The sequence below is a fragment of the Pseudomonas syringae genome, assembly GCF_002157375.1.
GTDB classification, from domain to species: domain Bacteria; phylum Pseudomonadota; class Gammaproteobacteria; order Pseudomonadales; family Pseudomonadaceae; genus Aquipseudomonas; species Aquipseudomonas syringae_T.
The window spans coordinates 55,502-80,696 of the sequence record NZ_MTSA01000016.1; the positions used below are offsets into that span (position 1 = coordinate 55,502).

24 protein-coding genes are annotated in these 25,195 nt (G+C 60.9%); 14 read left to right on the forward strand and 10 right to left on the reverse strand.

The window, feature by feature from the left end:
* Positions 1-5 precede the first annotated feature (5 nt).
* Positions 6-800 (reverse strand): response regulator transcription factor, encoded by a 795-nt coding sequence (locus tag BW686_RS19920; protein ID WP_179149322.1) that lies wholly within the window; start codon positions 798-800, stop codon positions 6-8.
* Between the two features lie 145 nt (positions 801-945).
* On the reverse strand, positions 946-1,416 hold the full coding sequence (locus tag BW686_RS19925) for an A24 family peptidase (RefSeq protein WP_084919221.1): 471 nt from the start codon (positions 1,414-1,416) through the stop codon (positions 946-948).
* A 75-nt stretch (positions 1,417-1,491) separates the two neighbouring features.
* On the opposite strand from BW686_RS19925, the gene BW686_RS19930 reads away from it, so the two are divergent.
* Both BW686_RS19930 and BW686_RS19935 read left to right on the forward strand, forming a co-directional pair.
* The gene (locus BW686_RS19930) at positions 1,492-1,947 is read left to right on the forward strand and encodes a TadE/TadG family type IV pilus assembly protein (RefSeq protein ID WP_084919222.1); all 456 of its coding nucleotides are present in this window, start codon (positions 1,492-1,494) and stop codon (positions 1,945-1,947) included.
* On the forward strand, positions 1,937-4,705 hold the full coding sequence (locus tag BW686_RS19935; RefSeq protein WP_179149323.1) for a PAS domain-containing sensor histidine kinase: 2,769 nt from the start codon (positions 1,937-1,939) through the stop codon (positions 4,703-4,705). The genes BW686_RS19930 and BW686_RS19935 overlap by 11 nt, the downstream gene beginning before the upstream one ends.
* A 9-nt stretch (positions 4,706-4,714) precedes the next feature.
* Here BW686_RS19935 and BW686_RS19940 read toward each other — a convergent pair whose 3' ends face one another.
* The 3 genes from BW686_RS19940 to BW686_RS19950 all read right to left on the reverse strand — a co-directional run bounded on the left by BW686_RS19940 (position 4,715) and on the right by BW686_RS19950 (position 8,908).
* Positions 4,715-6,745 carry a pilus assembly protein TadG-related protein gene (locus BW686_RS19940; protein ID WP_084919223.1) on the reverse strand — a complete coding sequence of 677 codons (2,031 nt, stop codon included), beginning with the start codon at positions 6,743-6,745 and terminating at the stop codon, positions 4,715-4,717.
* 171 nt (positions 6,746-6,916) lie between these two features.
* Positions 6,917-8,233 (reverse strand): bifunctional DedA family/phosphatase PAP2 family protein, encoded by a 1,317-nt coding sequence (locus BW686_RS19945; RefSeq protein ID WP_084919224.1) that lies wholly within the window; start codon positions 8,231-8,233, stop codon positions 6,917-6,919.
* Positions 8,234-8,236: 3 nt separating this feature from the next.
* On the reverse strand, positions 8,237-8,908 hold the full coding sequence (locus BW686_RS19950; RefSeq protein WP_084919225.1) for a DNA-3-methyladenine glycosylase: 672 nt from the start codon (positions 8,906-8,908) through the stop codon (positions 8,237-8,239).
* A 317-nt stretch (positions 8,909-9,225) separates the two neighbouring features.
* Between BW686_RS19950 and BW686_RS19955 the strand changes: the two genes are divergently transcribed.
* The 12 genes from BW686_RS19955 to lipA all read left to right on the forward strand — a co-directional run bounded on the left by BW686_RS19955 (position 9,226) and on the right by lipA (position 20,636).
* The gene (locus BW686_RS19955; protein ID WP_084919226.1) at positions 9,226-10,491 is read left to right on the forward strand and encodes a glutamate-5-semialdehyde dehydrogenase; all 1,266 of its coding nucleotides are present in this window, start codon (positions 9,226-9,228) and stop codon (positions 10,489-10,491) included.
* 22 nt (positions 10,492-10,513) lie between these two features.
* On the forward strand, positions 10,514-11,173 hold the full coding sequence (gene nadD / locus BW686_RS19960) for a nicotinate-nucleotide adenylyltransferase (RefSeq protein WP_179149328.1): 660 nt from the start codon (positions 10,514-10,516) through the stop codon (positions 11,171-11,173).
* A 60-nt stretch (positions 11,174-11,233) separates the two neighbouring features.
* Complete coding sequence (gene rsfS, locus BW686_RS19965) at positions 11,234-11,620, forward strand: ribosome silencing factor (protein WP_084919227.1); 387 nt, start codon at positions 11,234-11,236, stop codon at positions 11,618-11,620.
* Between the two features lie 9 nt (positions 11,621-11,629).
* A complete protein-coding gene (gene rlmH, locus BW686_RS19970) occupies positions 11,630-12,097 on the forward strand; it encodes a 23S rRNA (pseudouridine(1915)-N(3))-methyltransferase RlmH (RefSeq protein WP_002555336.1) in 468 nt (155 codons plus the stop codon).
* A gap of 28 nt (positions 12,098-12,125) precedes the next feature.
* Entirely contained in the window at positions 12,126-14,021 is a 1,896-nt protein-coding gene (mrdA, locus tag BW686_RS19975; RefSeq protein ID WP_084919228.1) for a penicillin-binding protein 2, read from the forward strand.
* 31 nt (positions 14,022-14,052) lie between these two features.
* Positions 14,053-15,156, forward strand: a complete 1,104-nt coding sequence (gene rodA, locus BW686_RS19980; protein ID WP_179149329.1) for a rod shape-determining protein RodA — start codon at positions 14,053-14,055, stop codon at positions 15,154-15,156.
* A 17-nt stretch (positions 15,157-15,173) separates the two neighbouring features.
* Complete coding sequence (mltB, locus tag BW686_RS19985; RefSeq protein WP_084919230.1) at positions 15,174-16,181, forward strand: lytic murein transglycosylase B; 1,008 nt, start codon at positions 15,174-15,176, stop codon at positions 16,179-16,181.
* Complete coding sequence (locus BW686_RS19990; protein ID WP_084919231.1) at positions 16,181-17,209, forward strand: septal ring lytic transglycosylase RlpA family protein; 1,029 nt, start codon at positions 16,181-16,183, stop codon at positions 17,207-17,209. Before mltB ends, BW686_RS19990 begins: the two co-directional genes overlap by 1 nt.
* 241 nt (positions 17,210-17,450) lie before the next feature.
* Positions 17,451-18,611: a D-alanyl-D-alanine carboxypeptidase family protein gene (locus BW686_RS19995; protein WP_084919232.1), complete on the forward strand. Its 1,161-nt coding sequence runs from the start codon at positions 17,451-17,453 to the stop codon at positions 18,609-18,611.
* A gap of 93 nt (positions 18,612-18,704) precedes the next feature.
* A complete protein-coding gene (locus BW686_RS20000) occupies positions 18,705-18,980 on the forward strand; it encodes a DUF493 domain-containing protein (protein WP_084919233.1) in 276 nt (91 codons plus the stop codon).
* Positions 18,980-19,636 carry a lipoyl(octanoyl) transferase LipB gene (gene lipB, locus BW686_RS20005; protein WP_084919234.1) on the forward strand — a complete coding sequence of 219 codons (657 nt, stop codon included), beginning with the start codon at positions 18,980-18,982 and terminating at the stop codon, positions 19,634-19,636. The genes BW686_RS20000 and lipB overlap by 1 nt, the downstream gene beginning before the upstream one ends.
* The gene (gene lipA, locus BW686_RS20010) at positions 19,629-20,636 is read left to right on the forward strand and encodes a lipoyl synthase (protein ID WP_084919235.1); all 1,008 of its coding nucleotides are present in this window, start codon (positions 19,629-19,631) and stop codon (positions 20,634-20,636) included. Before lipB ends, lipA begins: the two co-directional genes overlap by 8 nt.
* A gap of 871 nt (positions 20,637-21,507) precedes the next feature.
* Here the strand turns inward: lipA and BW686_RS20020 are convergent.
* The 5 genes from BW686_RS20020 to BW686_RS20040 all read right to left on the reverse strand — a co-directional run bounded on the left by BW686_RS20020 (position 21,508) and on the right by BW686_RS20040 (position 25,136).
* Positions 21,508-22,845 (reverse strand): lytic murein transglycosylase, encoded by a 1,338-nt coding sequence (locus tag BW686_RS20020; protein ID WP_084919236.1) that lies wholly within the window; start codon positions 22,843-22,845, stop codon positions 21,508-21,510.
* Positions 22,846-22,928: 83 nt separating this feature from the next.
* Positions 22,929-23,084 carry an alternative ribosome rescue factor ArfA gene (arfA, locus tag BW686_RS20025; RefSeq protein WP_003376569.1) on the reverse strand — a complete coding sequence of 52 codons (156 nt, stop codon included), beginning with the start codon at positions 23,082-23,084 and terminating at the stop codon, positions 22,929-22,931.
* Between the two features lie 149 nt (positions 23,085-23,233).
* Complete coding sequence (locus tag BW686_RS20030; RefSeq protein WP_084919237.1) at positions 23,234-23,446, reverse strand: hypothetical protein; 213 nt, start codon at positions 23,444-23,446, stop codon at positions 23,234-23,236.
* Between the two features lie 5 nt (positions 23,447-23,451).
* Positions 23,452-24,489, reverse strand: coding sequence for a DNA polymerase III subunit delta (holA, locus tag BW686_RS20035; protein ID WP_084919238.1), 1,038 nt, complete (start codon positions 24,487-24,489; stop codon positions 23,452-23,454).
* A 41-nt stretch (positions 24,490-24,530) separates the two neighbouring features.
* On the reverse strand, positions 24,531-25,136 hold the full coding sequence (locus BW686_RS20040; protein WP_084919239.1) for an LPS-assembly lipoprotein LptE: 606 nt from the start codon (positions 25,134-25,136) through the stop codon (positions 24,531-24,533).
* Positions 25,137-25,195: the final 59 nt, after the last annotated feature.

The window sequence follows — 25,195 nt, forward strand, 5'->3', positions numbered from 1 at the left end:
CCCGTTCAGCCCTGGCTTTCGGTCTGCCTGTGCCGTTCCACGGACTTGCCGGGTGAAAAGGCCAGTGCCAGCTGGGTGCGGTTATGCATGTGGGTGAGGCGCAACACCTGCGAGACATAAAGTTTTACCGTGTTTTCGGTAATGCCCAGCTCGCAGGCAATCTGGTAATTGGTCAACCCGGTGCTGACCAGGCGCGCCACATCCTGCTGGCGGCGTGACAGCTTGGCCAGTGTGACGGACATCTGTGCATCGCTGTCCGGGCGGGTCTCGGTTTTTCGCTCAGGCTGCGGCTTGCTCTTGGCGCTATCCATCGTCTGATAAAGGTCGTCAATCGAGGCCGCCAGAAATTGCAGTTTCTCGTTGAGCAGGCCCAATTGATGGCGATTTCGTTGCCGCTCGTTGAGCGCTTCGGCCTGTAACTGGACGCCCTCCAGCAACTCGTCGAGATTGACCGGCTTCTGGTAGTAATCGGCGATACCGGCCCGCAACGCCTTGATGACGTCCTTTTTTTCAGCCTGCCCGGTCAGCATGATGGCTTCGAACAGATGCGTTTTGCCCCCCGTCATTTTCATGGCTTCAACCATTTCGATGCCGTTCATGCCGGGCATTTCCAGATCGCAGAGCACGATCCCGATGCTGCCGTCATGCGTGAATTGCTCGATGGCCTCAAGGCTTGAGTGACAACGCACGCACGTATAACCACTGCCCTCCAGAAACTCGCAGAGTTCTTCGACAATAAACGGTTGGTCATCGACCACGAGAACTTTCATGTCCGGGAAGTTATTCACACGCGACTCCATGCTGTTAAGGCCGGTACACCGTGACCTTTATCCATTCAGCAAACTTAGGGCGGGGCTGTCGGAATACGCGACATTACGTCAACGCACGGCATTAACCGTAGCTCTACTTTCCGACTATGTACATAGCATTGGTTTTTTCATTCGGTTAGTGGAGTGCCCAGGCCGTCAGCAACAGGCCGATCAATAAGAACGGTGAGAAAGGGTATTTGTCTGACGCTTCCGGGTTCATGCACGCGTAACGTTGCGTAAGCCGTTGCTGTATAAGAGGCCAAGCCCGTCTGCCGATAAGACGCCACGACAAGAGTGCGACGCCCGCGCCAATAAAAGTGCCCAGCAGGTAAGTGCTGTCCGATGCCAGTGCCAGTGCCGTCATCAGTTTGACGTCGCCAGCGCCCAGCCTGCCGATGAAGTAGCCGGGTAGCGTGAGCGCCAGCGCCACCAGCAGCGCCAGGCCCGCTTCAATGGCCGGTGCGCCCAGCCAGGTAGTGCCTGTGGCACTCAAATACCCGGCAGCCACGGCGATACCGCCTATGGTCAGCCCGTTGGAAATTTCCTTGCGTCGCGCATCCTGTTCAGCGCAAATTACAAACCAGATCAGCAGAGCCCCTAATCTCATCACGTAAAAAACATCCTGTTGTCCATAAAGAATCTATGCTGTGGTCATGCGGTAAATGTCAGGGTAGACGTTGCTATGAGCATCATTCCGAAACATACAATGACTCGTCATCAACGGGGGGCCGCCGCTATTGAATTCGCGGCGGTGTTTGTGATTTTCTTTTCAGTGTTCTATGGCATGGTGAGTTACAGTTTGCCGTTGCTCATGATGCAGTCATTCAATGCGGCCACCAGTGAAGCGGTGCGCCGCAGCGTGGCGTTAAGTCCGACGGCGGCCAACTACAATGACCTGTTGGTCGGCCAGGCGCAGAGTGTCGTCATGAATCAATTGTCCTGGATACCGCCTGCGCTTGGTTTCAGTGCCGATCACACCCATGTGACGTACACCGCCGGTGTGCTGACGGTGAGTATCCAGTACCCCAAGACCCGATTGACCCAAGTCCTGCCGCTGCTGAAATTGCCCGGCATCGGTGAGGTCCCGCGTCTGCCGACCTACCTGACTGCGCAAGCGAGCCTGCAACTTGCCCCCTGAAAAGAACCGGCTGAGCCGTTGGCTGGGCCGTGGCGAAGCGCCGCCCGAAAGCCAGGCGTTGTCCGTGCCAAGCGAGCCTGAGCCGATCGGTGCCGACCTTTACGTGTTGCTCGATGACGAGGGCGGGATCCAGAGCGTTAGCCCGCACCTGTCGGCGCGGCTGGGCATCGTCGCACCGGCATTTGCCACCCAGCGATTGATGCATTTGCTGTTGCCCAACAGCGCACTGGTCATTGAAGGTGTGCCGAGCGATTGGCAGGGGCACATGCTCGACCTGGATTTCAAAAGTGTCGACGCTCCTGTGTTGCATGCCCGTGGCTGGGTGCAGGCCCGTGGAAAGGGCTGGCTGTTGCAGTTGCTCGATATCAGCGACTTGATGGAAGAAGCCAGTGCCGCCCGCAGCCGCCAGCAATGCCTGCGTTTTGCCGGGCAGATGGCCGAGCGTGTGCGCGCGTGCAGCGTGGACCGTCTGACGGCGGTGGTGACCGAGCAACTGGAAGAACTGGCTCAGCTTTGGCGTATTCCCTGCGTGGCGCTGGTATTGCCGGAAATCAGTGGCGTGGGCTGGCGCGTCTACTGTCAGTACAGCGCGCACACGGCGCCGGAGCTGTGGCAGGTCGGGCAGCGATTAGGCGTCGCGCTGGATATGTTCGATGCCGATACCACGCGTCAACTAAGGTTTGGCAGCGGTATCGATCAAGGGGCGCTGCAAAGCGCCTTCGGCAACGCTGACGGATTCCTGATCCCCCACAGCCGCGACAACGTTGCCAAGGCCTGGCTGATGTTCGGCTTCTATAATCCGCATCAGCAGGCCCCGGACCTCGGGGAGCGCGAGTGGCTGAACCTGTGCTCGGCGCTGGCCGGCCCGGTGCTGTTCCGTTTGTCCGAGCAACACAATCGGCATCATGTAGAGCGTCTGGCGGTGCTTCAGGACCTGTTGGGCACCGGCTGGTGGGAGTTGATTCCCGCCCGTGACGAGATGCTGCTGGCCCCGCAACTGGCGCGCAGCCTGCGCCTCGGCAATCGGGTCGAGAGCCTGTCGCGTGCGGACTGGCTGGCGCTGATTCACCCGGCTGACCGCCAGGAGCTGTCCAGTCGTCTGGCGCAGTTGCGTGACAAAGGCACGCCGCTGTTGCTTTGCGTGCGTCTTGTGCAAAGCGATCCCGCTCAGGAAACTCTCTGGTTTCGTATTCAGGGCCAGGCGTTGATCAGCGGGCAGGTGCAGCGCGTACTCGGTTTCATGCTGGATGTCAGCGATATCAAGAATCAGGAAACCGAAGCGGCTGCGGCGCACGCCAGGCTGGACAACCTGATTGCCAGTTCGCCTGCCGTGATCTACGTGCAGCGTTATGACCATGGCAATCTGGAGCCGACTTTTTTCAGCGACAGCCTCACGCCGTTGCTGGGCTGGACATTGGCCGACTGCACCGAGGGGCAACTGGCGGAATACATCCATCCCGAAGACCGGGACATCTGGTTCGAGCGCAACCGGCAGTTGTTACGCGAGGGTGTTGTCAGCCGACGCTACCGGTTGCGCGACAAGAGTGGCAACTACCACTGGCTGCTGGACGAGGCGCGCTTGCTGCGTGACGACCTCGGCATGCCGGTGGAGGCGGTCGGTTTGTGGCTGGACGTGACCGACGCCACCCTGGCGGCCGAGCAAGTGCGCCAGAGTGAAGAGCGCTACCGCATTCTGGTCGAGGACTCTCCGGCGATGATCTGCCGCTATTCCCCGGACCTGGTGCTCAGTTTCGGCAACCGCCCGCTGGCCAACTACATGGAATGCACGCCGGAGCAACTGACCGGTATCAATCTGGGGGACTGGCTCTCGGACGAACAGCGCGAGGCGTTCATCCGGCGCATCGGCCAGTTGACCCCGGAAGCACCGCTGAGCACCGAAGAAATCTGTATCGAACTGCCCGGTCGCGAGTACGCCTGGTGGGTGTGGGCCGACCGGGGGATTTTCGATGAGCATGGCACGCTGGTCGAAGTGCAGGCGGTGGGCCGCGACAACACCGATGTGCGCCGTTCCAGGATGCAGTTGAACCAGAGCGCGAAGATGGCGACGCTTGGCGAAATGTCCACCGGGCTGGCGCATGAGATCAATCAGCCGCTCAATGTCATGCGCATGGCGGTGGTCAACGTCCTCAAGCGCCTGGGCCGGGGCGAGGTGGATATCGACTACCTCACCGAAAAGCTCAACCGTATCGATGCCCAGGTGCAGCGCGCCGCTCGAGTGGTCGACCACATGCGTGTGTTCGGTCGGCGTTCCGAAGTGGAGGAGCAACTGTTCGACCCGGCGCAGGCGGTGGAGGGCACGATCTCGATGCTCGCCGAAGGCATGAAAGGCCGGGGCGTGCAGTTGCGGGTCGGAAGCATGATCGACGCCGTGCAGGTCCGGGGGCATGTCGATCAGCTCGAACAGGTGCTGATCAACCTGGTGGTCAACGCGCGCGACGCCTTGCTGTCGCGCCGGGAAAAGGACCGGGATTTCGAGCCGTGGATCAGTGTCGACGCCGAGCGCGATGAAAACATCATCCGGCTAGTGGTCCAGGATAACGGCGGCGGTATTGACCCGCGTTTACTGGAGCGTATTTTCGAGCCGTTCTTCACCACCAAGCCGGTGGGCGTCGGCACCGGCCTGGGGTTGTCCGTCAGCTACGGCATTGTCGATCAGATGGGCGGGCAGCTCAGTGTCAGCAATGTGGACGAGGGCGCTCGCTTCAGCATCGAGCTGCCGATATTCAATGCGGTCTGAATGGCCGGTCTAGATGACCAGCGTCGCCTGACCCAGATGACAGCTCAAATTGGCGCCGACATCCGCTGGCGCCACGCCCAGCCCAAGGGACTGAAACAAGGGGTCGACCACCGACGTCAGCAGCGGCTTGAGGGTGCTTTCGACGATACCGCCCAGCGCCAGGGTCAGGCTGCTCAGCACTGACGCCGCCCCGGTGATGACATTGCCCAGCACGGTACTGGTTGCAGGCTTGTAGACATCCACCTTGACGCCCGATACCACGCCGTTCAGCACGCTGCTGGGCAGCGTGGTGGCGATACCTGGCTGGAAGTACGGGAACTGGGTGATCTCCGGCAGGCCGGGTGAGCTGAAGGTCCGGTCGGTCGCCGCCGAACCGCTCAGCGGCGATTGGCTGACGGTGTCGAAGCTGAGGCCGATGCCGCCACCGCCAAAGGGGGTGCGCGCGGTGCAACTTCCCACGGTAAGTATTTTCTGGCAGATCTGGGTGCCGATGTCGAGCACCGGGAGGGGCCGTGCAGTGACGGCTGACGGGTCGGTGCTGGCGGGGAAGGCATTGGCATCCGTGATCAGTCCGATCTTGGCGCTGAGCAACGCCGCTTCGGTGTGAACGTTGAGGGTTTTGTGGGTGTTGCTGGTGCAAGTAAAACCGGTGACATAACTGTCGGCGCTGGCCAGCGACAGGCTGAGGTCTATTTTCGGTCCGGCGCTGGACGACGTGCCTGATGTCAAAAACCTGAAGTCGGTGACCATGCAACTGGTCAGGCCCAGCGCGCAGGTGGTGGAACCCAGCACACCTGCGATGTTCAGGCTCAAGGCGTTATTGAGAATAGGCGTCAGGCTGCCAACCACCGAGGTGGTGGTGTTGACCAGCGAGGTGATAGTGCCCAGCATCGGCAGATTGATCGACACCAGCGCACGCATCTGCGCGGTCCGCACGTAGATCCGGTTGGCGCCGGTCTTGGGGTTGAGCGGGTCGATCTTGCTGGGGTCGCCGATGGCTGACAGCTGAGGCGGTTCGATTACCTGAATGCGCGTCGTCACTTGCGCCAGGCCCCCCACATTGATCTGCGTCGCGGCCGAAATGCCATTCTTGTCATTGGCCAGTTGCGCGAGTCCCTGGACCAGGTCGATCAGGCGCAGGTTGGTGTTCAAGGCTGCGATATCCGAGCTTCCCTGTATCGACAGCAACTCCCCCAGTACCACCTTGGTGGTGCCGGTGGCCAGCTTCAACGCGTTCAGGCCCGCAATGGTGGCCGTGCCGCTCAATGTGCCGCTGGGGTCAAGCACGTTGATGGCAGTCTGAATCAACTGGCTGACCGAAACGGAGGTGGCAAGCACGTCGCTGTAGCCCACCGCCGTTATATTAAGGTCGGTCTTGAGCCGGTTCAGGTAGTTCAGCAGGCTCACGTCGGTACTGGCGATGCCTTGCCAGTTGGCGACGCTGAGGTTGAGAGAGCCGCCCAAAAGACTGCCAATGACCGGGTTCAGAATGGCTGCCCGGGTGCTGTCCACCGTCAAGGCAGCGCTGCGAATGGTCAGTGCCGCCAGCGGTGCAGCGCTCGCGGCGACCGCCGTGGCGCTGAGGGTGATGTCCACCGGGGTCGGCGTGCTGTCGAACAGGGCGCCGATACCGGCTGCAATACTGCGCGGCACCGGGTGCGCGGCGACGACCTGAATGGCTTGAGTCTGAGTGGAATCGGCAACAAATACACGCTGGCTCTGAATGCCCAGGGACAGCGCGCCGCACCGGGTCACCAGTGTTCGCCCGCCGGAGTTAGGCGTAAAGCCGTTACGCGTGGCGCTCTGACTGGCGTATTCGGGTGCGGTGGCCGCGCCGCTGCAGGTGCCTCTGCGCCCGGCAGCTTCCAGCGCGGCGATGTCCGCGATTCGCTGCAGCGAGCGTTTCTCCAGATACAGCCTGCCGCTGTCCACCACCACCAGCGCACACAGCAGCGCCAGCCCGAGGGTCAGCGCCGCCGTCAGGCCGATGGCGCCGCGCTGCCGGGCGGCTGACGTCGCATAACGATTCAGGTGGGACATCAGCACTCCTTCGGCAACGCCGTCGCTCACTCACCCGTGTGAGGGGAGTGTAGTCAACGGTTCGGAAGCGCACTGGCAAGGTGCCAGATTTGAGAACGAGTGCCCGCTTGTGCAGGCACTTTTCAGTCAGTTGGCTCAGTCAGTTGGCTGACGCTATTGATCCGGTGCTGATCAGTACTGATAACGCAGCACTGCGTGGGACAGGGCGCGCACCGCAAAAATACCGAGCAGCGCGGTCATTGCCGGTACGATCAGCCACCAGACCCGCACCGACATGGCCGGCAGGGCTTGCTTGCGTTGAATGAAGGCCAGGCTGGCGGCGCAGACGCAGAACGCCAGCAGCATTCCCGCCAGGATATCCGTTGGCCAGTGGACACCCAGATAAACCCGCGACAAGGCAATCGCCAGTGCCGGAATGCCGCCCACCAGCATCCAGGTCAGGCGCAAGCGGACCGGCTGGCCGCGTCCGGCCAGCACTGCAAGCGTCATGAACAGCGCAAAAGCCGCAGAGCTGTGTCCGCTGGGCATGCTGTAAGTGGTCAGCGGGTCGACCAGAACGTCCGGACGGGCGCGGGCAAAAAATGTTTTCAGCACGCCGTTGGCGACGGCGGTGCCTAACGTGGCCGCCAGAGCGAAAGCCGCATGGCGCCATTGTCTGGCAACCGCCAGGACGATGATCAGCAAAGACGCCGCGAGCAATTGGGCCTTGAAGTCGCCGATGCTGGTCACAAACAGCACGATGTTCTGCGCCGCTTCGCTGCGGTGTTCCTGAATGAGTGTCATCAGGCCGTTGTCGAAATCTGCGAGGTAAGGCCAGCCGATGAACAGCGCGGCAACCAGCGTCAGGCTGAGCCCGGAAATCAGCTTGGTCGCGTAACGTTTCTGGCGAATGCTGCTTTGAATGCTCAGCCCGAACAGAATGGCCAGCCCGGCACCGACCACCGCCGCTTCAGGCCAGAAACCTTCCGGCAGCGGCAGGCGAATGGCCGCACCAGCTGCCCAGCCCGGCATCAGGTAGGCAATCGACCAGCCTGCGGCGGCCAGCACGCTGACGGCGATAAAGCGCGGCAGCGGCATGTCGCACATGCCGGCGATCATTGGCAGCATCGGCCGCAAAGGTCCGATAAAACGGCCTACCAGCAGGCTCGCGATACCGTAACGATGGAAGTAGTTTTCGGCGCCGGCCATCCACTCCGGGTGCGTGCGCAGGCCTGGCAGTTGACGGATGTTCTGATGAAAGCGTCGGCCAATGAAGTAAGACACTGCATCCCCGAGCAGCCCGCCCAGAAACCCCAGCAACAGCACCTCGCTCAACGGCAGAATGCCGCTACCGGCGAGGGCTGCAATGGCGAACATGATCACTGTCCCCGGCACGACGATGCCGACAATGGCGACACATTCAGTGAAGGCGACTAAAAAGATCGCCACCGCCACCCAGGAAGGGTTTGCCGTCAGCCAGCCGGTCATGCCATTGAGCAGGTCGCCCATGGGTCAGTTTCCTTGATCGAGAAGTAGGTAGTCGCGGCCTTCGACCTGGCCGCGTCTGAGAGGGTTCCGTGTGCAGAAACGGGCATAGCCCGAATCCACGAAGCGGTACATCAAGTGTTCGTCGCGTCCGCTGGGGATGCCCAGGCGGGTGGTCTGGATAATGCACTCGGGCGCCTGGCCGACATCCTCGACCAGCAGCTTGTGAGGGTCGAAACGCCTGGCGTCCCATTCGGGGACTTTCAGGCCAAGGGCCTTGCACAGCAGCGTCTGACCCGCACAGAGCCGGTGCGCCGGACGCATTGCACCGCTGGCGTCGGGGTTGTTCAGTTGCATGTGTGCCAGCGCGTTCTGGTCGCTGGTCGCGTCGGTCCAGGGGAACGCCGATTTGATCAGCACCGCATTGCCCGGCCCTTCGGCACTGAAGTTCAGCGAGTCGCCGCCGCGCGCGTAATACATATAGATGTGGCCGCCTTCGAGGAACAAGGCTTTGCGCTTTTCGGTGTAGCCCAGTGAGGCGTGGCTGCCTTTTTCGGCGCAGTAATACGCTTCGGTTTCGATGATACGGGCGGCCAGCCACAGCTCGCCCACCTTGTGGCGGATGACCTTGCCCAGCAAGTCACGCGCAAGCAGTTGTGCGTCGCGTTGGAAAAAAGCGTCAGGAAGGGCAACAGGCATAGTCAGGCGGGTACGTGGAAAAGGTGCCTGATCATAACAAGCACAACTTTAATTGCAGCTGAATGTGTCGGTATTAAAAACTTTGTTGTTTCTGAAAATGACCGAATCGTGACAAGCCGGCCAGCTTCGTTTTGTGCTTCTCGTACGGCTGTCGCTTTGCGATACCGTTGGCCACAGGGACGGTGCTGAAGTGACGGGCACCGCTGTGTGAGATAAATCTGCGCACTGATATCGACCATCCGCCTGTCTGCGCTGTCGTTCGTGCGGCACGACAGCTATAATCGACCGCTTTCCTCTTCGCCAAGACCTCTGAGACCATGACTGAGTCCGTTCTTGACTACATGACCCGCCTGGGTCGCGCCGCCCGCGAAGCCTCGCGCGTGATCGGTCGTGCCAGCACCGCGCAGAAGAATCGCGCCCTGCAAGCCACCGCTGCCGCGCTGGACGAAGCCCGCGCCGAGCTGTCTGCTGCCAATGCGCTGGACCTGGCCAATGGTCAGGCCAATGGCCTTGAGCCGGCCATGCTGGAACGTCTGGCGCTGACCCCCGCACGCATCGACAGCATGATCGTCGGGTTGCGTCAGGTCGCCGGTCTGGCAGACCCCGTCGGCGCGATCCGCGACATGAGTTATCGGCCGTCGGGTATTCAGGTCGGCAAGATGCGTGTGCCGCTGGGCGTTGTGGGAATCATCTACGAATCGCGTCCGAACGTGACTATCGATGCGGCCAGTCTGTGCTTGAAGTCGGGCAATGCGACCATCCTGCGTGGCGGTTCCGAGGCCATACATTCCAACCGTGCCATCGCGGCCTGCATCGAGCGCGGTCTGGCCGAGGCCGGGCTGCCGGCTGCCGTGGTGCAAGTGGTCGAAACCACTGACCGTGCAGCCGTGGGCGCGCTGATCACCATGCCCGAATACGTCGACGTCATCGTCCCGCGTGGCGGCAAGGGGCTGATCGAGCGCGTCAGTCGCGACGCCCGCGTGCCGGTCATCAAGCATCTGGACGGCATCTGCCACGTGTATGTCAGCGCCCATGCCGACCTGGCCAAGGCGCAGAAGATTGCCTTCAATGCCAAGACCTACCGCTACGGTATCTGCGGCGCAATGGAAACCCTGCTGGTCGATCAGACCGTCGCGGCCGATTTCCTGCCTGCGATGGCGGCACAGTTTCGCGAGAAGGGCGTCGAGTTGCGAGGCTGCGACCGCACCCGCGACCTGATCGACGTTATCCCGGCCACCGAAGAAGACTGGCACACCGAATACCTGGCGGCGATCCTGTCAATTCGCGTGGTGTCGGGGCTGGACGAAGCCATCGAGCACATCAACCACTACGGCTCGCACCACAGCGACGCCATCGTTTCCGATCACCAGAGCCAGATTCGCCGGTTCATGGCCGAGGTCGATTCCAGTTCGGTCATGGTCAATGCGCCCACGAGTTTCGCGGATGGTTTCGAATACGGATTGGGTGCCGAGATCGGCATTTCTACTGATAAGCTGCACGCCCGCGGCCCTGTGGGGCTGGAAGGGCTGACCTGCGAGAAGTACATCGTGATCGGCGATGGCCAATTGCGCGGACAAGCCTGACTTGAGCAGCCCCATGACCGCGTTGCCCAGACGTATCGGCATGCTCGGGGGCACGTTCGACCCGGTTCATATCGGCCATTTGCGCGGTGCGCTCGAAGTGGCCGAGTTGCTGGAACTCGATGAGTTGCGCCTGACGCCCAGCGCCAGGCCACCGCATCGTGACATGCCGAGCGTTACGGCTCAGGACCGTCTGGCGATGGTCCGCAGTGCGGTTGCAGGCGTGTCGCCCCTGACGGTGGATGACCGTGAACTGAAGCGGGACAAACCGTCGTACACCCTCGACACACTGGAATCGATGCGCGCTGAACTGGCGTCTCGGGACCAGTTGTTCCTGTTGCTGGGTTGGGATGCCTTTTGCGGGCTGCCGACCTGGCACCGGTGGGAAGAACTGCTGGAGCACTGCCATATCGTGGTGCTGCAACGCCCGGACGCAGACAGCGAGTCGCCGGATGCCATGCGCAATCTGCTGGCGGCACGCGCGGTCAGTGACCCCAAGGCCCTGAAAGGGCCGGGCGGACAGATTACATTCGTCTGGCAGACGCCTTTATCGGTGTCTGCCACCCAGATCCGTCAACTGCTGGCCAGCGGTAAGTCGGTACGTTTTCTGGTGCCAGACGCGGTACTGGCCTATATCGATGCGCACGGGCTTTACCGTGCGCCGAACACGGATGGGTCGCCCTGAAATTGCTTTTATCGATAAGCGTTTGGGCGGTCCCACACATACGAGCTGAATGAGTTTTATATGACAAAGCAAAAAATGAGCAGTGAAGAAGTCGTGCAGGTTGCGATTGCAGCCCTGGAAGAGGTCAAGGGTGGCGACATTCTGACCATCGACGTGCGTGACAAAACCAGCATCGCCGATTACATGCTGATCTGCACCGGTACTTCCAACCGCCAGCTGAACGCACTGGTCGACAACGTTCGCGACAAGGTCAAGGCTGCCGGCCTGAAATCCCTGAGCGAAGAAGGCAAGGGCGACAGCGACTGGGTTCTGCTGGACCTGGGTGATGTAATTGTCCATGTGATGACCGCTGCGGCGCGCCAGTTCTACGACCTGGAGCGTCTGTGGAAAGGCGCCGAGCTGAGCCGCGCTGCCAGCGCTGCACACCACACCCCAGGCCACGAATAAGGCCTTGATGTGCGTTTGCGTCTGATCGCTGTCGGTTCGCGCATGCCCAAGTGGGTGGAAGAAGGTTGGCACGAATACGCCAAACGGATGCCCTCCGAGCTTGCGCTTGAACTGGTGGAAATCCCGCTTAATACCCGTGGCAAGAACGCCGATGTCGCACGCTTTATCCGTCAGGAGGGCGAAGCGATGCTGGCGAAGGTGCAGCCGGGCGAGCGGATTGTCACCCTGGAAGTGCATGGCAAACCGTGGAGTACCGAACAGCTGGCGGTCGAACTCGATCGCTGGCGTCTCGATGCGCGTACGGTGAACCTGATGGTGGGTGGCCCCGAAGGGCTGGCGCCTGAAGTCTGTGCGCGCAGTGAGCAGCGCTGGTCGCTGTCGCCGCTGACGTTGCCGCATCCGCTGGTGCGCATTCTGATCGGCGAGCAGATGTATCGCGCCTGGACAGTTCTGTCCGGGCATCCTTATCACAAGTAGCATCGTCTTTATTGTGAACACGGCCTAAATGTCTCAACCGATCCGCCTCAAAGACCACGAAAAAGACGCACGCTTGGTGCGCGGCAGGGTCGTGTTCGGTGCTGTGGCGGTGGTGTTGCTGGTGTGCGTCCTGATTGCGCGTCTGTATTATTTGCAGGTCATCCAGTACGAGTACCACTCGACGCTGTCGGAAAACAACCGCGTTCACGTTCAGCCCATTCCGCCCAGCCGGGGGCTGATCTACGACCGCAACGGCGTTGTGGTCGCCGATAACCGGCCCAGTTTCAGTCTGACCATGACCCGTGAGCGTTCTGGTGAATGGTCCAGCGTGCTCGACACCATTGTCGACATCCTGCAGCTCACCCCTGATGACCGCATCATTTTTGAAAAACGCATGAAGCAGGGGCGACGTCCCTTCGAGCCCGTTCCGATTCTGTTTGAATTGAGCGAAGAGCAGATCGCGCTGATTGCCGTTAACCAGTTCCGCCTGCCAGGCGTCGAAGTGGTGGCGCAACTGGTCCGGCACTACCCGCAGGGGCCGCACTTTGCGCACTCGGTCGGCTACATGGGGCGGATCAACGAAAAAGAGCTCAAGAGCCTCGACCCGATCAACTACAGCGGCACCCATCATATCGGCAAGACGGGTATCGAACGCTTCTACGAGCCAGAGCTGCATGGTCAGGTCGGCTACGAAGAGGTCGAGACCAATGCCCGTGGCCGTGTGTTGCGGGTGCTCAAGCGCACTGATCCGATTCCCGGCAAGGACATCGTCCTGAGCCTGGACATCAATCTTCAGGAAGCCGCCGAAGCCGCACTGGGCGGACGCCGTGGCGCCGTGGTAGCGCTGGACCCTTCGACCGGAGAAGTGCTGGCGATGGTCAGCGCACCCAGTTTCGATCCCAACCTGTTCGTGACCGGCATCAGCTTCAAGGCGTACGCCGAGCTGCGGGATTCCATCGACCGGCCGCTGTTCAACCGCATCCTTCGTGGCCTGTACCCGCCCGGTTCGACGATCAAGCCTGCGGTGGCAATTGCCGGGCTGGACGCCGGTGTCGTGACCCCCGGTTCGCGGGTGTTTGACCCCGGTTATTACCAGTTGCCGAACTATGACCATAAATACCGTAACTGGAACCGCACCGGTGATGGCTGGGTGGACTTGGATACCGCGATCATGCGGTCAAATGACACGTATTTCTACGATCTGGCGCACAAACTTGGTATTGACCGGCTTTCGACCTACATGAACAAGTTCGGCATCGGGCAGAAAGTGTCGCTGGACATGTTCGAGGAATCGCCCGGCCTCATGCCGTCCCGTGAGTGGAAGCGCGCCACGCGCCGTCAGGCCTGGTTCCCGGGCGAGACCCTGATTCTCGGGATCGGCCAGGGCTACATGCAGGCGACCCCGTTGCAACTGGCGCAGGCGACCGCACTGGTCGCCAACAAAGGTGTGTGGAACCGTCCGCACCTGGCCAGGACCATCGAAGGCAAAGCGCCCGTTGACGAGAACCCGATGCCGAACATCGTGTTGCGGGACCCGGCCAATTGGGAACGCGTCAACCACGGCATGCAGCAAGTGATGCACGGTGCCCGCGGTACGGCGCGCAAAGCCGCCATCGGTGCGCAATACCGGATTGCCGGCAAAAGTGGTACGGCTCAGGTCGTCGCCATCAAGCAGGGCGAGAAGTACGACCGCACCAAAGTGCAAGAGCGTCACCGCGACCATGCCCTGTTTGTGGGGTTTGCGCCAGCCGACAACCCGAAAATCGTCGTGGCGGTGATGGTCGAGAACGGCGAGTCCGGTTCCGGCGTGGCTGCGCCCGTGGTGCGTCAGGTCCTGGACGCCTGGCTGCTTGATGAAAACGGCCATCTCAAGCCTGAGTACGCCGGTTCCCTGAATCTGGAGGCTGCGGCCCGTGAAGAGTAATTTCGACCGCATCCTGTCCAGCGAAGACGTGATGCGCCGCCGCGCCACGTTCCTGCAGCGCATTCATATCGACGGCCCGTTGCTGATCCTGTTGCTGACGCTGGCGGCAGGCAGTCTGTTCGTGCTGTATTCGGCCAGCGGCAAAAACTGGGACCTGCTGATCAAGCAGGCCAGTTCGTTCGGCATCGGTCTGGTCGCGATGGTGGTGATTGCCCAGCTGGAGCCCAGGTTCATGGCGCGCTGGGTGCCGGTGCTTTACGTGGTCGGCGTCCTGTTGCTGGTGGTCGTGGATGTGATGGGCCACAACGCGATGGGCGCGACCCGCTGGATCAACATTCCCGGCGTGATTCGCTTTCAGCCCTCGGAATTTCTCAAGATCATCATGCCGGCGACCATCGCCTGGTACCTGTCCAAGCGCACGCTGCCGCCGCACCTCAAGCATGTAGCGGTGAGCCTGGGGCTGATTGGTGTGCCCTTCATTCTCATCGTGCGTCAGCCCGATCTCGGGACGTCGCTGCTGATTCTGGCCTCTGGTGCCTTCGTGCTGTTCATGGCCGGTTTGCGCTGGCGCTGGATTCTCAGCGTGCTGGCCGCCGCTGTGCCCGCGGCGGTCGCCATGTGGTTCTTCTTTATGCACGACTACCAGAAGCAGCGCGTACTGACGTTTCTGGACCCGGAAAGCGACCCATTGGGCACCGGCTGGAACATCATCCAGTCCAAGGCGGCCATCGGCTCGGGCGGGGTATTCGGCAAGGGCTGGCTGCTCGGCACCCAGTCGCACCTGGATTTTCTGCCTGAAAGCCACACCGACTTCATCATCGCCGTACTGGGCGAGGAATTCGGGCTGGTGGGGATTTGCGCACTGTTGATCATCTATATGCTGCTGATCGGTCGCGGGCTGGTCATCACTGCGCAGGCCCAGACATTATTCGGAAAACTGCTGGCCGGGGCGTTGACCATGACGTTTTTTGTTTACGTTTTCGTCAACATCGGTATGGTCAGTGGCCTGATGCCAGTGGTGGGGGTGCCGTTGCCCTTCATTAGCTATGGCGGAACTTCGCTTGTGACCCTACTGTCAGCGTTTGGGGTTTTGATGTCGATCCACACACATCGTAAATGGATCGCTCAGGTTTGATTAAGGTGAACAATTCAATGCAAGCAATGCGTAACTGGGCTCGATATGCTCCGGTGGTCGGCCTGGTGGGCATCCTTGGATCAGTGCAAGAGGCACTGGCCGGTGACTATGAAGGCTCTCCCCAGGTGGCTGAGTTCGTCGGTGAAATGACCCGCGATCACGGCTTTGCCGGTGAGCAGTTGATGAGCCTGTTCCGTGAAGTCGAGCGCAAACAGGCCATTCTCGATGCGATTTCCCGCCCGGCCGAACGGGTCAAGCAGTGGAAAGACTATCGCCCGATGTTCATCACCGATACGCGCATTGCGCGGGGTGTCGACTTCTGGCGTCAGCACGAAGCCGCGCTGGCGCGGGCCGAGCAGGAATATGGCGTGCCGGCGCAGATCATCGTTTCGATCATTGGCGTGGAAACGTTCTTCGGCCGCAACACCGGCAACTACCGCGTGATTGACGCCTTGTCGACGCTTGGCTTCGATTACCCGCCACGCGCCCCGTTTTTCCGCAAGGAATTGCGCGAGTTCCTGCTGCTGGCCCGCGAGCAACAGGTTGATCCGCTGACCCTGAAAGGCTCTTACGCCGGGGCGATGGGCCTGCCACAGTTCATGCCGAGCAGTTTTCGCGCCTACGCAGTGGACTTCGACGGCGACGGCCACATCAATATCTGGACCGATCCGGACGACGCGATCGGCAGCGTTGCCAGCTACTTCAAGCAGCACGGCTGGGTGGCGGGTCAGCAGGTGGTCAGTCGTGCGACCGCACGGGGTGATCGGGTTGACGAGGGCTTGAGTCCTGCGCTTGATCCGGTAATGTCGGTTGGGGAGTTGCGAGGGTTGGGCTGGGCAAGTCATGATGCGCTGCGCGACGATATGCCGGTGACGGCGTTCCGTCTGGACGGTGACAAGGGGCCTGAATACTGGCTGGGTCTGAACAATTTTTATGCAATCACCCGTTATAACCGCAGTGTGATGTACGCCATGGCCGTGTATCAGCTGTCTGAATCGTTGGTTCAAGCTCGAGGCGTCAAGTAATGCGGGCATTGCCAATCCGTCAAACATTCAAGCTGCTGGCGTTGAGTGGCCTCGCGCTGCTGGTCGCCAGTTGCTCTTCGCCGTCGCGCACGACCGGTTCGCAGTCGCCCAAAGGCGGTGCCGTTGTGCGCTCGATGCCGGGGCTGGACATCAACCGGGCCCACAAGGACGGCGCGCCGTGGTGGGACGTGGATGTTTCGCGTATCCCCGATGCGACGCCGACCCTGCACACGGGTGCCTACAAGGCCAACCCGTATACCGTGCTGGGCAAGACCTATTTCCCGATGAGCGACTCCAAGCGTTATGTCGCGACGGGCACCGCTTCCTGGTACGGCACCAAGTTTCATGGCCAGAACACTGCCAACGGTGAGGTGTACGACCTGTACGGCATGAGTGCTGCGCACAAGACGCTGCCGCTGCCCAGCTACGTCAAAGTGACCAACCTGGACAACAACCGTACGGTGATCCTGCGCGTCAACGACCGTGGCCCGTTCTATTCGGATCGCATCATCGACCTGTCCTATGCCGCCGCCAAGAAACTCGGTTATGCCGAAACCGGCACTGCACGGGTCAAGGTTGAAGGTATCGACCCTCAGGAATGGTGGGCGCAACGTGGCCGGCCGGCACCGCTGCTGCTCAATCAGCCGCAGGTCGTGGCCCAGGCAACGCCGCCGGCACTGTCCACCTCGACCGGAATTGTCGAGCAGTACACGCCGCCGCCCCAGCAGCACGCTGCGCCGGTCGTGCCGTTGCAGGTTGACGCAAAAAAAAACGCTTCAGGACAAGCCGCTGGGCTGTTTCTCCAGGTGGGAGCCTTCGCCAACCCGGACGCTGCGGAACTCCTGAGGTCGAAACTGAGCGGGATGGTTCGAGCGCCGGTCTTCGTCAGCTCGATAGCTCGCAATCAGCAAACGCTCTATCGGGTCCGGATGGGACCGATCGACACGCCGGGTGAAGCCCAGCAACTGCAAAACAGCGTCAGGTCGGCCAATCTGGGTCAGCCAAGCGTAGTGACATCGGATCAATAAGTTTTTTGACAGTCGTTCTCCGGCAGCATGGGAGGACGAGTTGCAGTCGCAGGCGGCGCAGATTTGCCTCAGGGCAAGCGTCGCAGGTAACTGCCCACAAGGTCGTGTGTCGAACAGGCGACTTTGTCAGCCGGGGTTACAGCCTGGCGCCACGAGCCGTACCGAAGCGTTTTTCGCTTCGCCGGTCTGTTCAGTTTTGCCCGCAAGGGCATGTTTGCCCATTAGGATTCTCGAGAGACGGATGAACATCACCACCTTTGCAAAACGCTTGTGCCTGCTTGTTCCATTGATAATCACCCCGGCTGCCTGGGCTGCAGAGCAGATGACGCCTGCCGCACCGCAACTGGCGGCCAAGTCCTACGTGCTGATGGACGCCACCAGCGGCAACGTTCTGGTCGAGAACAACGGTGACCAGCGCCTCGCGCCTGCCAGCCTGACCAAGCTGATGACCGCTTACATCGCGACCCTGGAAATTCGTCGCGGCCAGATCGGCGAAAACGATCCGGTGACCATCAGTGAAAACGCCTGGCGCACAGGCGGTTCGCGGATGTTTATCAAGGTGGGCAGCCAGGTGACGGTCAGCGATCTGCTGCACGGCATCATCATCCAGTCGGGTAACGACGCCAGCGTCGCGATCTCCGAGCACATTGCCGGCAGCGAAGATGCATTTGCCGACATGATGAACAAGACGGCTGCCGATCTGGGCATGACCAACAGCCACTTCATGAACCCGACCGGTCTGCCGAACCCGGATCACTACTCGTCGGCTCATGACATGGCGATTCTGGCCCGTGCGATCATTCACGAAGACCCGGCTCACTATGCGATCTACTCGCAGAAGGAGTTCTTCTGGAACGGCATCAAACAGCCTAACCGCAACCTGCTGCTGTGGCGCGACAAGACTGTTGACGGCCTGAAGACCGGTCACACCGACGAAGCCGGCTATTGCATGGTGTCTTCGGCAGTGCGTGACGGCATGCGTCTGATCGCCGTGGTGTTTGGCACCAACAGCGAACAGGCCCGTGCGGCTGAAACCCAGAAGTTGCTGACGTACGGTTTCCGTTTCTACGAGACCCAGAACTTCTATCAGAAAGGCACCGAACTGGCTCAAGCGACGGTCTGGAAAGGCACCGAGCGTCAGGTCAAGGCCGGTCTGGCTGAAGATCTGAGCATGACCATGCCTAAAGGCGACATGAAAAAGCTGTCCGCCAGCATGACCATGAACCCGCAGCTGGTTGCGCCTATCGCCAAGGGCGACGTGATCGGCAAGGTTGAAGTCAAGAAAGACGATCAGGTGGTTCGTACCTCCAATCTGGTCGCGCTCGAAGCCGTCGAGGAAGGTGGCATTTTCCGCCGCGTGTGGGATAGCATTCGCCTGTTCTTCTACGGCTTGTTCAACTGACCTTCCAGTAACTACTGCCGACCTTCTCGCAGCCTGCTCATGATCTGAGCGGGCTGCGTGTCCGTCGTCACGGCTTGTGAGACCTTTACTGCCATGACCGATACCGACATCAAGTCGCACAAAATCGAATTTCCCTGCAATGACTACCCGATCAAAGTGATCGGCGACACCAGTGTGGGCTTCAAGGCTGCCGTGATGGAAGTCCTGAACAAGTACGCCGAGGTCGACCACGCGACGCTCGCCGAGCGTCAGAGCACCAACGGCAAATACACCACCGTCCAGTTGCACATCGTCGCGACCAGCGAAGATCAACTGCGCGATATCAATAGTGCCCTTCGCGCGACGGGTTTCGTGCATATGGTGCTCTGATGAGCGGTGCCTTGGGATTTCGTGATCTGGGTCTGATCGATTACGAAACCGTCTGGCACGCCATGCAGCGCTTCACCGACGGTCGTGGCCGGGACGCTGCTGACGAAGTCTGGCTGGTTCAGCACCCGCCGGTCTTCACTCAGGGGCAGTCCGGTAAGCCCGAGCATTTGCTGCTGCCGGGCAATATTCCTGTCGTACAGGTCGATCGTGGCGGCCAAGTGACTTATCATGGTCCGGGCCAACTGGTCGCGTACCTGATGCTCGACGTCAGACGCCTTGGCTTCGGCGTGCGCGATCTGGTCACCCGAATCGAAACCACGCTGATTGCCCTGCTGGACGATTACGGCGTGGCGGCGGCGGCCAAGGCCGACGCCCCGGGCGTCTACGTCGACGGTGCGAAGATCGCGTCGCTGGGGCTGCGCATTCGCAACGGCTGTTCGTTTCATGGTCTGGCGTTGAACGTCGACATGGACCTCGAGCCGTTCCGCCGCATCAACCCTTGCGGCTACGCCGGGCTGGCCATGACCCAACTGAGCGATCAGGCAGGGCAGATAGAATTTTCCGAGGTAAGTGTCCGACTGCGTGCGCAGCTCGTCAAACACCTCGACTACGCTGAGCAGGCGACCCTTACGGGCGGAATAAACCATTATGACTGACACCGTGCAAACCCTGATCCCGACGCTTGACGTTTCCGAGCGTGTGGCCCGTCCGAAAGTCGAAGCCGGCGTCAAGCTGCGCGGAGCGGAAAAGGTTGCGCGCATCCCGGTCAAGATCATTCCAACCGTTGATCTGCCGAAGAAGCCTGACTGGATCCGCGTGCGCATCCCGGTTTCCCCGGAAGTCGACCGTATCAAGCAACTGCTTCGCAAGCACAAGCTCCACAGCGTCTGCGAAGAAGCATCCTGCCCGAACCTGGGCGAATGCTTCTCCGGTGGCACCGCGACCTTCATGATCATGGGCGACATCTGCACCCGTCGCTGCCCGTTCTGTGACGTGGGCCACGGCCGTCCGAAGGCGCTCGACGCCGATGAGCCGAAGAGCCTTGCAATTGCGATTGCCGACCTGCGTCTCAAGTACGTGGTGATCACGTCGGTAGACCGTGATGACCTGCGTGATGGCGGTGCCCAGCACTTTGCCGACTGCATCCGCGAGATCCGCCTGCTGTCGCCGGGCGTCCAGCTTGAAACGCTGGTGCCGGATTACCGTGGCCGGATGGACGTCGCGCTGGAAATCACCGCTGCCGAGCCGCCGGATGTGTTCAACCACAACCTGGAAACCGTACCGCGTCTGTACAAGGCTGCGCGTCCGGGTTCGGACTACCAGTGGTCGCTGACCCTCCTGCAACGCTTCAAGCAGATGGTCCCGCACGTGCCGACCAAGTCCGGGCTGATGCTGGGGCTGGGCGAGACCGACGAAGAAGTCATCGAAGTCATGAAGCGCATGCGTGAGCACGACATCGACATGCTGACGCTGGGCCAGTACCTGCAGCCGTCGCGCAATCACCTGCCGGTTCAGCGCTTCGTTCACCCGGACACCTTCGCCTGGTTCGCCGAGGAAGGTTACAAGATGGGCTTCAAGAACGTCGCGTCAGGCCCTCTGGTGCGCTCGTCGTACCACGCTGACGAACAGGCCAAGATCGCCAAGTCGATGCTCTGACAGCAAGCCGCAAAACAAGAAGGGCCAGGTAGCGATACCTGGCCCTTTTTTGTTTGCGGTTGATTATCGTGCCGACGCTCCGCGTCACACGCTTCACCGCATCTTTGGTCGAGAGTGGACGCAGAGCGTCCGGAAATGCATTCCCACGCTGGAGCGTGAGGAACGATAGGCGTCCGTAAGAACGCTATCGTACCAATGCTGCGCGTTGGCACGCCGTTCGCGACGCATCTTTGGTTGAGATTGGACGCAGAGCGTCCGGAAATGCATTCCCACGCTGGAGCGTGAGGAACGATAGACGTCCGTAACATCGCTATCGTGCCAATGCTCTGCGTTGGCATGCCGTTCGCGACGCATCTTTGGTCGAGAGTGGACGCAGAGCGTCCGGAAATGCATTCCCACGCTGGAGCGTGAGGAACGATAGGCGTCCGTAAGAACGCTATCGTACCAATGCTGCGCGTTGGCACGCCGTTCGCGACGCATCTTTGGTTGAGATTGGACGCAGAGCGTCCGGAAATGCATTCCCACGCTGGAGCGTGAGGAACGATAGACGTCCGTAACATCGCTATCGTGCCAATGCTCTGCGTTGGCATGCCGTTCGCGACGCATCTTTGGTCGAGAGTGGACGCAGAGCGTCCGGAAATGCATTCCCACGCTGGAGCGTGAGGAACGATAGGCGTCCGTAAGATCGCTATCGTGCCAATGCTTTGCGTTGGCATGCCGTTCGCGACGCATCTTTGGTCGAGAGTGGACGCAGAGCGTCCGGAAATGCATTCCCACGCTGGAGCGTGAGGAAAGATAGACGCCCGTAAGAGCGCTATCGTGCCAATGCTCTGCGTTGGCATGCCGTTCTGGACGCTCTGCGTCCTCCCGATTACTGCCCGGCTGGCTTGCGCAGGTTCTCCAGCAACTCATGCGTCGGGTAACCATCGGCTGGCCAACCGAACGACTGCTGCGCACTACGGATTGCCTTGCGCGTATTGGCCCCGATAATGCCGTCGGGCGCGCCTGCGTCGTATTGACGGGCCGAGAGCAGGGTTTGCAGCTCGATACGCTCAGAGCGGCTCAGCGGCAGGTCTCCACGCGGCCAGCTGCCTACGACGTACCCGGCACCCTTGAAACGGTCGGACAGCAAACTGATCGCCAGCGCGTAGGACGTAGAGTTGTTGTACTTGAGGATGGCGCGGAAGTTATCCAGCACCAGGAACGCAGGCCCACGATAGCCCGCAGGCAACAGCAATGCCGCCTGCTGCTGGCTGGCGGCAACCGGAATCGCCGAGCCGTCGGGTTGCTTCAGGCCCAGCTGCTGCCATTCGGCAAGGCTCTTGCGGGTTGTCGAGTCGGCGAGCGAGTAATCGAACCCCGTGCCCAGCACCACTTCAAAGCCCCACGGCTGACCCCGCTGCCAGCCGGAGCTTTGCAGGTAATGCGCGGTGGAGGCGAGGGCGTCTGCCGGGGTATTCCAGATATCGCGGCGGCCATCGCCGTCAAAGTCCACGGCGTGAGTGTTGTAAGTGGTCGGGATGAACTGGGTCTGACCCATCGCACCGGCCCACGAACCGAGCATCTTGTCCGGAGTGATGTCGCCGTGCTGGATGATTTCCAGCGCGGCCAGCAACTGGCTCTGCGCGAAACCCGGGCGACGGCCTTCATAGGCCAGCGTCGCCAGCGAGCGAATGACCGATTGCGAACCCTGGAACGACCCGAAATTACTCTCCATCCCCCACACCGCGACCAGTGCCTGACGGTCCACGCCGTACTGCTGCTCGATCTTTTGCAGGTCGTCAGCGTACTGCGAAAGCATTGCCTGACCCTTGCGCACGCGAACAGCAGAAATTGCGCCGTCGAGGTATTCCCAGACCGGGCGGCTGAACTCGGGCTGGCTGCGGTCGGCCTTCACGACGCTCATGTCGGGTGTGACACCGGCAAATGCCAGGTCGAACACGTCCGCACGGATACCTGCCTTCAACGCTTGGGCGCGAAAACCGGCCTGCCATTCGCTGAAGCTGACGGCGGGTTGAATCGTGAGGGTGTCATCGACGACCAGCGCGGGCGTGGGGGCCACCGCGGGAGGGTTTGTCTGCACTTTGCTGGACTGGAGCGGCGTGGCATCGGCTGCAGTGGGTTTTTCTGCGCAGGCTACCAGGGCAATAAGGCTGGAGGCAGCGATGAGTTGGCGCAGCTGCGGGCGATGGGTAAAACGAGAAGGCATGCTTGAGTCCAAGGGTATTACCGTTAGGTGCAGACCATAACACGGCTAAGCGGTTGAAAGCGCCTCGGAGATGTTGCTCGATATCAGGCAGCCATAAAGCAGGAAGCCTCCCAGCTTTTAGACTGGAAGGCTTCGCGGCGGTAGCTGCCTTTGCCCTTGGACGGTTGTTCCTGACGACTGCGGAACAAGGGTTGGGCAATGATGGATTTGGCCTTGTTCGGCCGTTTTGGCTTGCTCATGGCGGGTACTCCTGAGGGGGGTTGTAAAGCGAGGCAAATCATCGGGCAGATTGGCGGTTATGTCTAATAGTGGTGTGCTATGGCGTTAAGCGCGCAGTTGGCTGGATGAATGAATACCTGTGGGGGCGTAACGCTGAGCGCAGGATCGATCAAAAATCGAGTTGGTGAAACAGCGCCATCATGATGAGGGCCAGGACGGCTGCTCCGATTCCCGTCGTCCAGTTTGCATCCGGGGTTTCTTTGAACCAGGAGCCTTTCAACGGGTATTTGCCCAGCGTCAGAAGTTTTACGACTGGCCATCCGACCGGGTAAAAAATGGCACGACACACGACCTCAAGCAGACCATCCACTACTGCGCACATGGGGCTTACTCCGCAGGCAACGCCAGCCTCTGTCCCGCCATCAGCAGCGCCAGTCGGCTCAGGCTGCTCCACGGCGAGCCTGCTGCCTGGCCCTTGATCTGCGCGTCGATGCGTTGTGCATCCATGAGTAGCTGGCTCCAGCGTTTCGCCGAGTGACGTTGCAGGGCTTTACTCATCAAGGGTTTGCGTTTGTCCCAGATCGGCGGCCGGGCCGAGCTGAACACCTTGTCGAGCGGCACACCCTGGCTGAACTGCTGGGACATGTTGGCCAGCGCCCGCAGTTCTCGGGTCAGCGCCCAGAGGATCACCGGTGTTTCGACGCCTTCGCCGCGCAGGCCCTCAAGCATGCGCAAGGCGTGGGCGGCTTCGCCGTTGAGCACGGCATCGGTCAGGCCGAAAACATCGAAGCGCGCACTGTCTGCTACGGCAGCCTGCACCGTCTCGACAGTGATCTGGCCTTCTTCGGCCATCAATTTGAGCTTTTCGATTTCCTGCGCGGCGGCGAGCAGGTTGCCTTCGACCCGTGCAGCAATCAGTTCGACCGCATCCTGGGTAGCGGCAAGCCCGGCCTGGGAAAGACGCTGGCGTATCCATTGCGGCAACTGACCGATGTCCACCGGCCAGATCTGCACGAACTGGGTCTGCGCACCGTCGATCAGTGCCTTGCCCCATTTGGTCTTCTGCGCGCTTCCGTCGAGCTTGGGCAGGCTGATCAGCAGCAGCGTGTCTTCAGCAGGCCTGGCGCAGTATTCCATGAGCGCCGCAGCGCCTTTGTCACCGGGCTTGCCCGAAGGCAGGCGCAGCTCCAGAAGACGGCGCTCGGCGAACAACGACATGCTGGCACCCGCCTGAAGCAAGGTGCCCCAGTCGAAGCTGGCGTCGGCGCTGAAGACCTGGCGTTCATCGAAGCCTTGCTGGCGTGTGGCGGCGCGAACAGCGTCGGCAGCCTCCTGACAGAGCAGCGGGTCGTCACCGCTGATCACGTAGACAGGCGCAAGCGCACCTTGCAGGTGTTTACCCAGTTGGGCAGGGGCGAGTTTCATGAGTCAGAAGATGTCGGGGCCAGACCACTGGCCCCGGACACTTACCTGGCCGGAACTTCGACAGGCGACTGCTGAGGCGTCTCGTCACGGATGCGTTGAGCCGCTTCCAGTGCGTCGGCTTCGGCCTTGGCGACCGCATCGGCCTTGGCCTGCAGTTCGTCAAGACGGGCAGGTGTCAGCTGTTGCAGACGGGCCATCAACTTCTGGATCAGGTCATTGCGCATTTCCTGACGTACTTGCGACGCTTCCTGATCGGAACCGGTCAGGTTGTTGCCATCGTGTACGTAGGAGCGGTCTGCGCTGACTTTGTTGTCCAGCAGTACGCGATCCCGATCACCATGCACTTCATAGGTCAGGGTGGTGGTCAGCTGGTACTCGGCCGAGCGGCCCGAACCGGAATAGCTGATGGTGCGCTGGGTTTCTGCTTCATTGGTCAGGATCAGCTTGTAAGGCGCGCCGGTGTATACCTTGACGCCGGAGCTGGTCAGCAGACGCGTCAACTGTGTCACGGTTTCGCCGTAGGCGTTGCGTGCGCTGACATCCAGCTCTTTGAGCGCAAGCTCCGCGGTGCCGGTGCCACGCAGGTGGAAGCCACAGGCACTCAACAGAACAGCCAGGCCCATCACCAGCAAATTGCGTTTGATCATCTTGATGCTCCCCTTGAATCCGTTTGGGCCGCCAGTGCGTGCCCTGGAAATATAGTCGG

Coding starts and splice junctions, on each gene's coding strand:
- BW686_RS19920 (WP_179149322.1), bottom strand. CDS start 800: ATGGAGTCGCGTGTGAATAACTTCCCGGACATGAAAGTTCTCGTGGTC.
- BW686_RS19925 (WP_084919221.1), bottom strand. CDS start 1,416: ATGAGATTAGGGGCTCTGCTGATCTGGTTTGTAATTTGCGCTGAACAG.
- BW686_RS19930 (WP_084919222.1), top strand. CDS start 1,492: ATGAGCATCATTCCGAAACATACAATGACTCGTCATCAACGGGGGGCC.
- BW686_RS19940 (WP_084919223.1), bottom strand. CDS start 6,745: ATGTCCCACCTGAATCGTTATGCGACGTCAGCCGCCCGGCAGCGCGGC.
- BW686_RS19945 (WP_084919224.1), bottom strand. CDS start 8,233: ATGGGCGACCTGCTCAATGGCATGACCGGCTGGCTGACGGCAAACCCT.
- BW686_RS19950 (WP_084919225.1), bottom strand. CDS start 8,908: ATGCCTGTTGCCCTTCCTGACGCTTTTTTCCAACGCGACGCACAACTG.
- BW686_RS19955 (WP_084919226.1), top strand. CDS start 9,226: ATGACTGAGTCCGTTCTTGACTACATGACCCGCCTGGGTCGCGCCGCC.
- rsfS (WP_084919227.1), top strand. CDS start 11,234: ATGACAAAGCAAAAAATGAGCAGTGAAGAAGTCGTGCAGGTTGCGATT.
- mrdA (WP_084919228.1), top strand. CDS start 12,126: ATGTCTCAACCGATCCGCCTCAAAGACCACGAAAAAGACGCACGCTTG.
- rodA (WP_179149329.1), top strand. CDS start 14,053: ATGCGCCGCCGCGCCACGTTCCTGCAGCGCATTCATATCGACGGCCCG.
- mltB (WP_084919230.1), top strand. CDS start 15,174: ATGCAAGCAATGCGTAACTGGGCTCGATATGCTCCGGTGGTCGGCCTG.
- BW686_RS19990 (WP_084919231.1), top strand. CDS start 16,181: ATGCGGGCATTGCCAATCCGTCAAACATTCAAGCTGCTGGCGTTGAGT.
- BW686_RS19995 (WP_084919232.1), top strand. CDS start 17,451: ATGAACATCACCACCTTTGCAAAACGCTTGTGCCTGCTTGTTCCATTG.
- BW686_RS20000 (WP_084919233.1), top strand. CDS start 18,705: ATGACCGATACCGACATCAAGTCGCACAAAATCGAATTTCCCTGCAAT.
- lipB (WP_084919234.1), top strand. CDS start 18,980: ATGAGCGGTGCCTTGGGATTTCGTGATCTGGGTCTGATCGATTACGAA.
- lipA (WP_084919235.1), top strand. CDS start 19,629: ATGACTGACACCGTGCAAACCCTGATCCCGACGCTTGACGTTTCCGAG.
- BW686_RS20020 (WP_084919236.1), bottom strand. CDS start 22,845: ATGCCTTCTCGTTTTACCCATCGCCCGCAGCTGCGCCAACTCATCGCT.
- arfA (WP_003376569.1), bottom strand. CDS start 23,084: ATGAGCAAGCCAAAACGGCCGAACAAGGCCAAATCCATCATTGCCCAA.
- BW686_RS20030 (WP_084919237.1), bottom strand. CDS start 23,446: ATGTGCGCAGTAGTGGATGGTCTGCTTGAGGTCGTGTGTCGTGCCATT.
- holA (WP_084919238.1), bottom strand. CDS start 24,489: ATGAAACTCGCCCCTGCCCAACTGGGTAAACACCTGCAAGGTGCGCTT.
- BW686_RS20040 (WP_084919239.1), bottom strand. CDS start 25,136: ATGATCAAACGCAATTTGCTGGTGATGGGCCTGGCTGTTCTGTTGAGT.